Source organism: Clostridium sp. (genome assembly GCF_036660475.1).
Lineage (GTDB): Bacteria > Bacillota > Clostridia > Clostridiales > Clostridiaceae > Clostridium_J.
Genome location: NZ_JAVXAO010000002.1, coordinates 246,661 through 260,622 on the forward strand (window position 1 = coordinate 246,661; position 13,962 = coordinate 260,622).

Annotated in this window: 10 protein-coding genes and 1 riboswitch; of the genes, 1 reads left to right on the forward strand and 9 read right to left on the reverse strand. The window is 31.2% G+C overall.

Annotated features, from left to right (window positions below):
- Nucleotides 1–2 precede the first annotated feature (2 nt).
- The 8 genes from RSA29_RS04185 to RSA29_RS04220 form a co-directional block, all read right to left on the reverse strand.
- A complete protein-coding gene (locus RSA29_RS04185) occupies nucleotides 3–896 on the reverse strand; it encodes a branched-chain amino acid ABC transporter permease (RefSeq protein ID WP_346932462.1) in 894 nt (297 codons plus the stop codon).
- Nucleotides 897–1,053: 157 nt separating this feature from the next.
- A complete protein-coding gene (locus RSA29_RS04190) occupies nucleotides 1,054–2,229 on the reverse strand; it encodes an ABC transporter substrate-binding protein (RefSeq protein ID WP_346942366.1) in 1,176 nt (391 codons plus the stop codon).
- A gap of 457 nt (nucleotides 2,230–2,686) precedes the next feature.
- On the reverse strand, nucleotides 2,687–3,262 hold the full coding sequence (locus RSA29_RS04195; RefSeq protein WP_346942367.1) for a xanthine phosphoribosyltransferase: 576 nt from the start codon (nucleotides 3,260–3,262) through the stop codon (nucleotides 2,687–2,689).
- Complete coding sequence (locus RSA29_RS04200) at nucleotides 3,262–4,617, reverse strand: nucleobase:cation symporter-2 family protein (RefSeq protein ID WP_346942368.1); 1,356 nt, start codon at nucleotides 4,615–4,617, stop codon at nucleotides 3,262–3,264. The genes RSA29_RS04195 and RSA29_RS04200 overlap by 1 nt, the downstream gene beginning before the upstream one ends.
- Nucleotides 4,618–4,821: 204 nt before the next feature.
- Nucleotides 4,822–4,923: riboswitch (purine riboswitch) on the reverse strand.
- Between the two features lie 174 nt (nucleotides 4,924–5,097).
- Nucleotides 5,098–7,584: a YhgE/Pip domain-containing protein gene (locus tag RSA29_RS04205; protein WP_346942369.1), complete on the reverse strand. Its 2,487-nt coding sequence runs from the start codon at nucleotides 7,582–7,584 to the stop codon at nucleotides 5,098–5,100.
- A 272-nt stretch (nucleotides 7,585–7,856) separates the two neighbouring features.
- Nucleotides 7,857–8,426, reverse strand: coding sequence for a TetR/AcrR family transcriptional regulator (locus tag RSA29_RS04210; protein ID WP_346942370.1), 570 nt, complete (start codon nucleotides 8,424–8,426; stop codon nucleotides 7,857–7,859).
- A 262-nt stretch (nucleotides 8,427–8,688) separates the two neighbouring features.
- The gene (locus RSA29_RS04215; RefSeq protein ID WP_346942371.1) at nucleotides 8,689–11,103 is read right to left on the reverse strand and encodes a PAS domain S-box protein; all 2,415 of its coding nucleotides are present in this window, start codon (nucleotides 11,101–11,103) and stop codon (nucleotides 8,689–8,691) included.
- A gap of 238 nt (nucleotides 11,104–11,341) precedes the next feature.
- Nucleotides 11,342–12,586, reverse strand: a complete 1,245-nt coding sequence (locus tag RSA29_RS04220; protein WP_346942372.1) for an MFS transporter — start codon at nucleotides 12,584–12,586, stop codon at nucleotides 11,342–11,344.
- Nucleotides 12,587–13,113: 527 nt separating this feature from the next.
- On the opposite strand from RSA29_RS04220, the gene RSA29_RS04225 reads away from it, so the two are divergent.
- Nucleotides 13,114–13,521 carry a hypothetical protein gene (locus RSA29_RS04225; RefSeq protein ID WP_346942373.1) on the forward strand — a complete coding sequence of 136 codons (408 nt, stop codon included), beginning with the start codon at nucleotides 13,114–13,116 and terminating at the stop codon, nucleotides 13,519–13,521.
- An 87-nt stretch (nucleotides 13,522–13,608) separates the two neighbouring features.
- Here RSA29_RS04225 and RSA29_RS04230 read toward each other — a convergent pair whose 3' ends face one another.
- A complete protein-coding gene (locus RSA29_RS04230; protein ID WP_346942374.1) occupies nucleotides 13,609–13,929 on the reverse strand; it encodes a (2Fe-2S)-binding protein in 321 nt (106 codons plus the stop codon).
- Nucleotides 13,930–13,962: the final 33 nt, after the last annotated feature.

The following is a 13,962-nucleotide window of genomic DNA, read 5'->3' on the forward strand; positions in this document are numbered from 1 at the left end:
ATTTACACCTTCTCTGCAATTTTTTCGCCCATAATACCAGTGGGTTTAAATAATAGAATAACGATAAGTAAAACAAAGGCAAAGGCATCTCTATAACCTGAAAGTGATGGCATGAAGGCTACTAACATAATTTCTCCGATACCTAGTACAAAGCCCCCCACAACTGCTCCCTTAATATTTCCGATTCCACCAATAACCGCTGCTATAAAACATTTAAGTCCTGGCATAACTCCCATAAGTGGCATGATACTTGGAAACTTAGAACTCCACATAATTCCACCAATTGCCGCTAATATTGAGCCAAGCCCAAATGTTATGGAAATTGTTTTATTTATATTTATTCCCATTAAAGATGAAGTTTCATAATCCTTGGAAACTGCTCTCATAGCCATTCCAATCTTTGTTTTATTTATTAAAAATAAGAGTCCAAATAATATTAACACTGTAATTATTGGAATGATAATAGTTAATCTTTGTAGTGAAACTTCTCCTATTTTAATTACCTTTGTAAATAACTCTATTTGTGGAAATGGTTTTGGCACTCCACCAAACACAACTATAGCTATATTTTCTAATAAAAATGATACACCTATAGCTGAAATAAGTATTGAAATTTTAGGTGCATTTCTTATAGGTCTATAAGCTGCTCTCTCAATAATAACCCCTAAAATTCCTGTTAATATGATGGCTATTGAGAATGCTACATACCAAGGCATTGTGAAGGTTGCCATAGCATAAAAAGCAAAATAGGCTGACATCATAAATATATCACCGTGAGCAAAGTTTATAAGTCTTAAAATACCATATACCATTGTATATCCTATAGCTATTAGTGCATAAAGACTAGCTAAAGATATCCCATTGGCTAAATGTTGTAAAAGCATAGGTAATGTCATATTAAAAGCCATATATTTCCCCTCTTTCTTCTTTTAAAATTAAGAGAACAGTGATTTCTCATTGTTCTCTTTAGGAATGTGAAAATAAATAATAGGTAAAATATCCGTATAGACTGACCTATTTATTTTTTTAAGATGATTTAGCCGTCTTTATTATCTATTTAGTTGGTTTAACAACGTCTAAGAATTGGAACTTTCCATCTCTAACTTCTTTTATAACTGCATCTTTTATTGCATCACGATTCTCATCGAAGTTTACAACTCCAGCTGCCCCTTGGAAATCTTTTATATTTGCAAGAGTATCTCTAAGTTTAACGGAATTAACTTCTCCTGTTTGCTCAAGAGCTTTTATTAATATTAAATAAGCATCATATCCAAGAGCAGTAACTGCTGCTGGCTCTTTATTGTATTCTTTTTTATACTCTGCTAAGAATTTCTCTGATTCCTTTGTTATTGGTTTTTCTGTTGCAAAGAAAGTTGAGAAAGTTACACCCTCAACAGCCTGTTTTCCAATTTCAATAAACTGTGGTGTTTCCCAAGTATCTCCACCTATTATTGGGCAAGTTATTCCAAGATCTCTAGCTTGTTTTATTACTAGAGCTGACTCTGTAAAGTTACCTGGTGCAAATATAGCATCTGGATTTTTAGATTTTATATTTGTAAGCTGAGCTGTGAAATCTTGATCTCCTGTATTATAATTAGCAACATCAATTATAGAGTTATCATCACCTGTAAGTTTTTTAAATGAATCTGTAAAATATTTTGCAAGACCTATAGCATAATCACTAGAAACTTCTTGAACTATAGCTACTTTTTTAGCCTTTAGCTTATTAAAAGCATAGTTAGCCATTACTGTTCCTTGGAATGGATCGATGAAACATACTCTAAAGTAATATTCATTTCCTTTAGTAACTAATGGGTTTGTACAAGATGTACCAACTGCTGGTATTTGTGCCTTCTTAACTATGTCTCCCGCTGCCATGGATAATGAACTACCCCAGCTTCCTATTATTGCAGTTACCTTGTCTTTTTCAACAAGCTTAGCTGCTGCATTTGCTGCCTCAACCTTCTCTGATTTATTATCAGCAATTACAAGTTCAACCTTCTTACCTAACACTTCAGGATAAAGCTTATTTGCAAGTTTTATACCTTCAAGCTCCAAAGCTCCCCCTCCTGCATTAGCACCTGTCAATGGTTCAAAAACTCCGATTTTAATTACATCTGAATCTCCTGTAGTTGAATTATTTCCACCTGTTTCTTTCTTCCCACATCCAACTAAGAATGTAGAGCCAAGCATTAATGTAGCAAGGATTAAAGCAATTCTCTTTTTCACACAAAAACCTCCCCAATAAATAATTAAACTATTATTTCTTCTCATGTTACATAATATGTATTTATTAGTCAATTATTCCTTTTCCCCACATAACTCCATGCCCCTAAAGTATTGTTTCAAATTATACTATATACCTATATATTCCATGCTATTTTTTAATTTATTCCATATTATAATTTTGCAATTGAATTGTGATTCTGCAATTTTAAAAATTTGTTAATTCACTTTGTATGTATTTGTCGTAATTTTCAGTTAATTTTACTCCAGCCTGATTTTAAATCTCAATATTATGCTTTATAAATCACTTACTATTGAAATTCCAAGTTTTTTCTACTGAACTAAATATATATGTATTTTTGCTTTTAATTTAGTATAAAAAATAATACATTTAAGTATAATTGCAAACATCAAAAGAGGTTAATAACTGTCACATGACAAGTTATTAACCTCTTTTTTATTATTCTTCTACAAACTCAATGATACCCTTACCAAGTTTATTTACTCTTGCAAGTGAATATACATCATATCCTCTATCTTCAAGTAATTTACGACCTGGTTGGAAGGACTTTTCTATGACTATACCAATTCCAGCAACCTTGGCTCCAGATTCTTCAACTAATCTTATAGCTCCTAGTGCTGCTTCTCCATACGCTAAAAAGTCATCTATTATAAGTATATTATCTTCTGGTGATATATATTTTTTAGAAAGTGTTAATTCATAATCTATAGCTTTAGTAAAGGAGTGGACTGTAGTTTGATACACTTCTCCACCTAAAATCTTTGAGGTTTGCTTCTTTAATGTAACCATAGGAAGACCCATTTGAAGTGCTGTCATCACAGTGGGTGCAATACCTGAACTTTCAATTGTAAAAATCTTTGTTATTCCATGGTTTTTAAAATATTCCTTAAATGATGTTCCTACCTCACTCATCAATTTCGCATCTACTCCATGATTTAAAAATGAATCTACTTTTAATACTGATTCATTTAATGCATGTCCGTCTCTTAATATTCTTTGTTTTAATGCCTCCATTATGCAACCTCACTTCTTTCTATTTTTTCTACTATATTGTCTTCTATATTATCTTCTCTCAAAACTAAATTTAGTACTAATGCTGTTATTGTTCCCGTTGAAATTCCTGATGCAAATATCATCTTTATTCCTTCCGGTAATTGTGATATAACATCTGGTCTGAATGTAACTCCAAGGCCTAAAGCTATAGATGTAGCTATTATAAGTAGGTTTCTCTCTGTTAGTCTTACTCTACTTAAAGTTTTTATTCCTGCTGCTGCAACCGTACCAAACATAACTACTCCAACACCACCAAGTACTGGCTGAGGTATTCCACTAATAAGTCCAGCAAGTTTAGGTAAGAATCCTAAAGATATCATAATTATACCTGCCATTATTGCTACATGTTTACTTGCAACCTTGGTTAAAGGTATTAATCCAACATTTTGGCTAAATGTTGTGTTTGGGAATGATCCAACCGCTGCCCCTACAATACTCCCAATACCATCCGCTAACACTCCAGCTCCAACACGTTTTTCATCCATTTCAACCTGTGATGTTTCTCCTATAGCCTTCAAACATCCCACTGTCTCAATAGTAGTAACAAAGTAAGCTGGTATAAATGCTATTAATGCTTTTAAATCAAAGGTTACACCATATTCAAATATTTTAGGCATTGAAAACCAGCTAGCTTCTTTTATAGCTGAGAAATCTACAAGTCCCATTGGAATACATATTATATATCCTGCAACCATTCCAATTAGAATAGATGCACTACTAACCATTCCTTTGCCATATCTATTTAAAAACAAAGTAAAGACTAACACAAACATAGCAATTGATATATTACGAATACTACCATAGTCTGCTGCTCCAACTCCCCCAGCTGCCCAATCAATGGAAACTGGAAGTAGGGTTAATCCAATTAAACACACAACTGTTCCTGTAACAATTGGTGGAAATAGTTTCATTAATGGTTTAATAAAATAACTTAAAATAATTTCAAATATTGCTCCTAAAATTGTAGCCCCTATTATTCCTGGAATTCCAAGAACTGACCCAACTGAAATAGCTGGTGATACAAAGGTAAAATCCGTTCCCATAATACAAGCCACTCTAGACCCTGCTGGCCCAACACCTCTTGCTTGAACTACAGTTGCAATCCCTGAGGCTAAAATTGTAGCACTGATAACCGCTGTTGTCATTTTCGCATCGAAATTTAATGCACTTGATATTACTAGGGGCACAACAACTATTCCACCGAAAGCTGCAAATATATGTTGTAATCCGAATAATATCTTTTTAATTAATGATGGATTATCATCCACACAATAGGTAAGTTTAATGTCATTTGTAAAGGTTTCTTCATTCTTCATTAGTTTGTCTCCTTCCAATTGCAAGTTTTAAGCCAAATATAAAATTTGGAGTAAAACTTAAAGCACCTCAATAAAATATTGAGGTGCTGTGTTTTGTAGCTATAAACAAAATCCTTCACTTTAGGAATATCATAATAAATTTTCCTAAATCCACAAAAGTTTCATAAAATTTCAAGTGGAGCTTTAACTCCCCATGCTTGTTTATAATAAAATACAACTCCTCGTAGTCTGCAAATTTATGGTTTGCAGGTAGAAACTTTCGGACCATATTACCGATTATATACGAGTTTTCTAACTATATATTTATTATAACACGAACATTTTGATTTTTCAAGACGCTATTGTTAGGGTTTTTCTTTTGTGATTTCTTATCATCTCTTATATATATGTTCTAATAAAATTTATTATTTGAACATATATATATAATTTTATCCATAATCCATAATTTATAATTCATAATTTTAAATTATGGATTTTAAATTAAATGGATTCTTCTTTCATCTCTTCAATTGAATTCTCTTTTCTTCCTTCAATTATTCTTTGAAAATTTTCACCTGCATTTTTAAATACTACAGATATTGTTAAGAATATAAGAAGTACTATTGTTAGAACCGCAAAATCTTTTCCAACTACTGCATAATTTATTGCATTTGCTGAAATAACTTCTCTTAATAATTCTACACTATAAGTAAATGGCATATAAGGATTAATTACTTTAAAGAACTTAGGTACGATTTCTAATGGGAATGTACCTGCACAAGCTGTTAGCTGAAGTATTAATAATACTATTCCTAAAAGTCTTCCTGCATCTCCAAATAGTGATATTAAACATTGAATTATTGCTATAAATACAAGTGATAAGAATATAATTGATATAAAGTACATGGCTGTACTTGTTGGATTCAATCCTAGTACCATTACTACAACACTTACAAGTATGGCTTGTAATAATCCTATAAATCCAAAGGATAAATATTTTCCCATAACCTTATCAAATTTAGATAGATTAGCATCATCATCAGTTTTATCTGAGATAACGAAGAACATCATTATTGCTCCTATCCATAATGATAAGGATATAAAGTATGGTGCAAAACCAGTTCCATAGTTAGGTACTGAATTTACTGGTTTATTTTCCATGTTTATTGGAGCTGAAACAAAATCACCCATTGATTTTGATGAGTTTACAAGACCTGCTTTCATCTCATTCGCTCCATCTTTTAAAGCTGTTGTAAGTTCATTAGATCCTTCATACAACTTACCAACACCATCTTGTAGTTCTGGCACTTTTCCAGTTAACTCTGATACTCCATCACTTAACTTACTTTGTCCATCAACTAAGGCATTAGAGCCATCTACTAATTGATTTGAACCATTGTATAAAGCGTTTATTCCACTAGCTAAAGCTGGAACATTTCCTTTTAATTCTCCTAGACCACCATTAATTTCACCAGAACCGCTATTTAATTTATTGATTCCTGAATTTAAACCAGACATATTGTCTGAAACAGCTTTTAGTCCATTTCCAAAGGACCCTGCTGTATTTTCATTAAGCCCAGCTTCTAGTGAATTTAATCCTCCACTTATTTTACTTACTCCTGCACTAACATTTCCAACGCTATTTGTTAAAGCTACTGTACCAGTCGCAAATTCATTAACCTTGCCTGTGTACATATTTACTGCTCCATCAAACTCTCCTAGTTTATCACCAAAAGCATTAGTTCCAGCCTTCAAAGCTTCTATTTGCTGTGGTGTTCCACTGGTAGCTTGATTCAATGCTTGTAACTTTCCAAGAGCTGCTTGTATATTTGGATCTTTTGCTACTTCTGGATTTGTTTTAACTGCTGTCATAATACTCTTAGCTATATCATTCATTGCAGCTGAGGAAGAATTTACGCCACCAATAAGTTGATCAACGCCACCTTTAACCTCTCCATATCCATTTTTTATTTTAGCTGAAGCTCCTGTAATATTACCACTTGCTGTCTTTAGGCCTTCACCACCTTTTCTTAGGGTGTCTACACTACCTTTTCCAGCTTCTAAAGCACTGTTTAGTTCATTAGCACCACTCTTAAGTGAAGTTACTGCTGGATAAACTGTACCTCTAAAGGCATTATATAACCCGTCACTTCCCACTGATAACTGATTAGCTCCACTGGCAGCAGTTCCTAGTCCATTTTTTAATTCCTGTGAACCAACGTATAATTTATCTACTCCTGCGCTTAGTGATGGTACCTTGCTATTAACTTCTCCCAACCCACTATTTATTGATTTTATTCCTGAGTTAAGGGTACCCTGTCCATCATTTAACTTTGTAGCTCCATCCCCAAGTTTGTTTACACCATCTGTAAGCATTGGTACATTTTCATTCAACTTAGAAATTCCATCGTAAATTTGTTCACTTCCATCAGAAGCTTTTACAAATCCATCCTTTGCTTCATATAGCTTATCAAATGCTACAGTTACATAATTATTTGAGATTGTCCCTGTAATTTCCTCTTTAAGTAAACTTTCAACCTGTGAGTTAATTTGAGCCGCCAAGAAATTTTTCTTCTCATTACACACAAACTGTAAATCTGCTACTTTAGGAGTACCTTCCTTTGCAGCTATGATACTACTTGAAAATCCTTTAGGTATTACAAATTTAGCATAATAGCCTTGATTTTCTAAGCCTTCATTAGCTTTTTCATCACTTGTAAATTCCCAACCAATCTTCTTGTTGTTCTTTAAGTTACCTACAATGTCCTCACCGTAATTCACTTTTTCTCCATCTAATACTGCACCAGTATCCTCGTTAACCACGGCTATGGTCATGTCTTGAATTCGCGCATAAGGATCCCAAAATGCATACAAGTATAACAATGAATATAGTAGCGGCACTACTATAATTGCAATAACTGACACCCTTATGAATCTGTTCTTAAAAATGCTTCTAATGTCCTTACCCGCAATTTTAAAAAAATCCATGTTACCACCCTCTATAAATTTTTGTACTGAATAGTCAGTATATTATTATTTATACTCCTTTTGTACTGAACAGTCAATACAAAATTATAATTTTATATTTTTTACATATTTTGCTTCAAGATTCTAACTCTTATATTTATTAATTAAATTTACATAAAGAAAAAAAGTTTTGAAAGATAGATTTTCATCTTTCAAAACTTTTTATATAATAGCTAATTCAGTCTATAAATTTAAATTCTCAGCTTTTAATTTTTAATTCTTAATTTTAAATTCTAAGTTAACCTTACACCATGATTGATGTAATTCATAAACTTTTCTACCACTTCATCATGGTTATAATTATCATTATTTATAATTTCATATAGTGCTGAAGAAAACAATACTCCAATAAAGCAGTAACTTAATATTGATGAATCCTCATTATTAATATTTTTGTTTTCTATGGTTCCTTCTAAGAATTTAGAATTCATATTAATTAAATTCTTTATTTGACATCTTATTTCTTCATGACGTTCTTTTTGTCCCCACACCTGACTCATTATTACTCTAAATAAATCCTTATTTATATATACATATTTTAACTGTACCTTGGCCGCTTCCTTCAATCTTTCTATAGGATCATCTATTTCTTTTATGGCTTCGTTAACCTCTTCGCTTATTAAATCAATGCCTGCTTGTACAACAAAGTAAAATATTTCTTCCTTGCTTTTAAAATGATAGTATAGTGAGCCTTTCGCAACTCCAGCGGTAGTTGCAACCTCATCCATAGTTGCACTATCATAGCCATTGCTGGAAAATATTTTAATTGCAGCTTCAAAAATTGCTTTTTTAGTTTTATTCATATTACTCGATTACATCAATTTGATATAATGCAAAATCACTCCTTATTAATAATTTCTCATAATCCCAAGACTATAAAGAATATTATACCACAATTCATAAATATTTATACGCGATGAATTTAATTGAAAATTTAGAATTTATAATTGGAAATGATTGCTGAAATCCCTTTGGAGTTTTTTCAAAAATTGCAACAAAGAAATTTTGCAAGAATTTTAACATTAATTTTCAATTTCATAAATACTTCAACCTTAATTTTTAGTTTTAATTTGAAATATCTGCAAACTCTATATCACGTTTTTCCACATTAGAATTCACTATAGTTTTCATTTGCACTTCACTATTCTCAGTTTCTAAAACTTTTATTGGCAGATCAAATTCAAAAGTTGTTCCTACCCCTAATTGACTTGAAACTCTTATATTACCTCCATGCATCTCAACTAGTGACTTAACTAAATATAGCCCTATGCCACTACCTTCCCCACATCTATTTACATAATTATCAACTTGAACAAATCTATTAAATATTAAGTCTAATTTTTCCTTTTCTATACCTTCACCACTATCCTTAACAGATACTATAACATTTCCACCCTTAATAGTTAGTTGTACTTCTATCTTTCCACATTCAGAAGTGAATTTAATTGCATTAGATAATAAATTCAACATAATTCTTTCAATTTTTTCTGAATCACAGGCAATTATTTGCTCTTCTACCTGAGTATCAAATGTAAGTTCTAATCCTTTACTCTCTGTATACTGTGCCACAGACATTGTAATATCCTCAACTACACTTACAATATTCTGATTTTCCAAATGTATTTGATAAAACCCTGTATCTATACGACTCATATCTATAAGATTATTTACGAGCCTTAATAGTCTATAGGAGTTCTGTTTGATTGACGTAACATATTTTCTAACATCAACCCCACCTAATCCTAGTATTTTTTTGTTATCGATATTTTTATTAATAACTTGTATTGTGGCTAAAATAATATTTAACGGGGTTTTAAACTCATGGGATATATTCGCAAAAAATTCGTTTTTCACTTTTTCAATTTCAATATCCTTCTCATACTGGATTCTCTGTTCTTCAATTTCTCTCTGTTTAGTGACATCTCTTGCAGTACATACTGATACTTTTTTACTCTCTATATATCTACTACTCCATTCTAACCATTTAATATCTCCATTTTTAGCAATATACCTATTAGTAAATCTACCAACACCGTCGCCTTCTTTTAATTTCTTCACAAAGTCAATAGTTGGCTCCACATCTTCTTTAAGTAATATATCGCTCCACTTCATATTTAGTATCTCAGCTTCACTCCACCCTAAGTTTTTTGTCCATCCAGCGTTAACTCTTATAAAATTACCATCTTCATCTAACATAGCCATAATCTCTACTGCAGCATCCAAAAATAACTTTAATTCACTTTCAATCTCCGCATTTTTTTTGAGTACTCTTTTTATGCTTTTTGTAAGATTGCTATTCACCAAGATTGTTGCAATTTGGCTACATAAAGTTTTTATAAAATCATTGTTACTCATAGCTGATGGGGTATATTCCTTATACAAAATATTCATAATTCCAATAAATTTATTATTAAACACTATTTTATAACTTCCAACATACTTTATATCATTATTTTTTAATTCTTGTAAGTCCACCTTCAAATACTTCAACTCTTCTATCGGTGCTACAAATTCATAACTATAATCGTTTAGAAATTTATTGATACCTTCTTTTGATACCTTTAGTTTACTATTTTTACATGATAATTTTTCACCCAATCCCAGCTGAAGTTTAGAAGCAAGTTCCTCTTTTTCATCATCATAACTCCAAATGCCAACACCATCGGCACATAGTTTAGAAAGCATATCGTCTTGTATATTCTTAACAATGCTTTCATCATCCTCAAAGTTAACATTTACCAGATTGTTCAGTGTATTTAATTCATTATGGCTTCTTGAAAGTTCCGCTTCCATTTTTTTCCTAAAGCTAATATCTCTAGAAACCCCAACTACATATTCCACCTTATTTTCCGCATCAAAAAGAGGTGCTTTATAGGTTGCAAACCATATTCTTTTACCTCTAACATTAGTTTCAATCTCGTGCATAATTGGTCTGCCATCTAATATTATGGCGTTATCTACATATCTAAAGTTTTCACTTTCCTCAAGGTCCCAAAAATCAAAATCAGTACATCCAATTATTTCTTCCTTTTTTTTACATATTAATTCACAGTGAAATTTATTTGTATATATATATTCACCCTCTAAATTCTTCATCCATACATTGTACGGAATTGTATCCAAAAGTCTCTCTAAATCTTCCTTTTTATACATTTTTGAACCTTGATCTTTGAGAGTAATAATAAATGCTTCTTCATCTTTCCACCGTTCCAAATTTATTTTTGCAATAAAATAGTTTTCTTCATGATTTTTAGAGTAAAGTCCTATTAAAATTTCATCTTCACTCTTCTTTTCTAATTTATTTAAAATGTTAGACCATTCTTCTTTTTGTAAATTCAAAAGATTATCTAACTGAGTGTTTTCTAATTCAATGTATTTATATCCAAGTTTACATAGTAATGCATTGTTGCAAAATAAAATTTTCCCACTCTTCCCTACAACTAAAATATAATGATCTATACTATTAAAAACTTGTTCCACTTTTATTCCCCCCATTTAATTACTATTTATATTCACAGCTTAATTTTTAAGATGTTCTAAAATTATTCATCAAAACATTAATTTTTACATTGTTCACACTTTATTATTATACTACACTTGTTATTTTTAGTATATATTGATAATTTTTGCTTATATTTGTAATTATATGGTTATGCATTGTATTATTCATAAAATTTAACCCATACTATAATCCATATAAATTCCTAGAAAAGTTACCTTAGGCTTCAATTTTTGTATTATTTGAGATATCCACCCCTTTATTTTTAACCTTACTAGCTACAAAAAGATTTACAAATGAAAGCCCAGCTGCTAAGAAAAATATATACTGTGGTCCCCATGCACTCCAAACCATACCACCGATATATGCACATATTATAGAAACTATATGATCCATACTTATTCCAAGTGATAATGTTGGTGTAATTTCCTCTGGATCAACTGCAATGCTTCTTAAATAAAGCACTTTGATCATCCCCATTTGCATAGACATTTTATCTATTATGAATACCGCAAATATGAGAATAACTGGTACCCCAACTGTCGCTAACCTACCACTAGCAAATCCACCTGCTAATAATCCATATATGCTATATACTCCTATGAAGGATAATGCATCAACATATAGTAACTTCTTAATTCCAAATCTATCTAGCCACCTACCTAGTGCCGGTATGAAAAATATACCTATGAAAGCTCCAACTATCCCTAAAATAGCCAAAGTATCCGCCTTTTTATTTAATATTTCTATTAAAACCCAGGGTCCATACACTATCATAATCTGTTTCTGTACTCCATGCATTATGGCTAAAATATAATAATACTTATATTCTTTTCTAAATATAATTTTAGTTTTTCTTGATGTTTTAATAGGCGTTTTTATACATTTTTGAAGCACAACAAATAATATCAGGGTTATCATTGAAATTATTGCAGATATAATAAATATAGGTTTTATTTTTGTTGTAAAATCAAAGAAGCCTGTCCTAACGCCTACAAATACTAATATTCCAGCTATCATTGTAAATGCAGTGCTTACCCCTTTATACTGACCCATTCTTTTCCCTGGGTTTTCTGTGCCTATAAGTGCCATTCCTATGCCATCTTGGACCGGCATAAGCATGTGCATTCCTAATGAATTTATAAATAAAAATATAAGCATAACCCCAAAACTTGGCGTTACGAGACCTAGTACCATAACTCCTACCACACTCATTAAAGAAGAAATTACTGCTGTTCTTACATCTCCTAAAAAAGCTAACAGTGATATAATTACTATTAATAATACCCCTGGCAGTTCTCTTGGAAATTCAATCAAACCCCTCTGAAAAGCACTTATATTATATGCATCCTTAAAATAATTTGAAAATACACCATCACTAAAGCCCGCAGCTAAAGCCGATAGCGCTATTATGATAAAGTAGATAAAAACCTCTCTTTTTATCCCCTTAAATTTCTCTTTCACTAACGTATCCCCCTTTAAACTCCCTATCAACTGACACAACTATAACCATTATACTCTAATTTGTTAGAAAATTCTAAACAATTCGTATAAAAGTTCATATATTTCTCATATTTTTCTCAATATATGAATTTCAAATTAAGAATATATAATATAAAATTCATAACTAAGTATATTTTTATCTTTTTCCTCAGATAGTCAAGCATATAAATTTAATTATAATATATGTTGTGTTTATATTAAATTTAAAAGTAAACAAACTAATATAAAATGAAATTATTACATAGCTTCCCATCAATTAAATAACATATTATTTGGAATTCTGAGCAAACTTAATATAGGTTTAATCATCATAATGTTATATTTAAATCAATGTTGATTAATACCGCACATTCTCTTACTTAAACCACTTTAAAACCTTAGTGTATCTTCCAAAATAAATAAGTTAGTCTCCTCAATTTTTTTGACTTATTATTTATTTTCAGATACCTAATTTACTAAAGTCTAACCATTTAGAAAGGAGTTTAGTTATGAATAACTTAGGTAAAGACACAAAAAAAACTATTGAAAATGTAAGTGAAAAAATAATTGATAATGCAAGTAAAGTTGGTAATGACATGAAATATGGAGCAAATCGATTAAGTCATGATATGAAAAGTGAAGCAGGCCAATTGACTAACGATATGAAGAAGGGTGTTCATAAGGTAAGTGAAGAGTTAAAAGAAGGTGTAAATAAATTAAGTGGCGAAGTTAAGGAAACCTTAAGTGAATTTAAAAATCTTTATGAAAATAAAAAAGATGATATAAAAGAAACTTTTTCCGGGAAAAAATTCAGTTATGATTTAAAAAATCAAATGAATAAAGAGGTTCGTGACGAAGGTACTCTAGCTAAAAAATATGCCACTGAAAGAAAAGATGATGAAAATTCTTTCCATTAATCTATAATCACGTAAAATCATTACCTATATCTAGGTGCACAATAGAAAAATGGATTGTCTCGAATTTTACGAGACAATCCATTTTTCTTATTTTTTAAGTTCTATTATGCTTTCTATAAGGCATTTACATTTCCCACAAGCAGTTCCTGCTGTAGTCGCTACCCCAACCTTTTCAAAAGTATCTGCTCCATTTTTTACTGCTTCAACAACTTCTTCAGTAGATACTTTCTTGCATGTGCAAGCATTGCCTAATATTTTCTCTATCTCTTCAATGCATCCACCACATACTGTACCTGCTCCAGTAGCTTCTTGTATATCTTCTACTGAACGAGCCCCATCTGCCATTGCTTTTCTTACTGAAGCATATGTAACCCCGTTACATAAACATATCATTTTATCTGCTGCCATAATTTATTCCTCCTAAATTCCAATTATTTATTA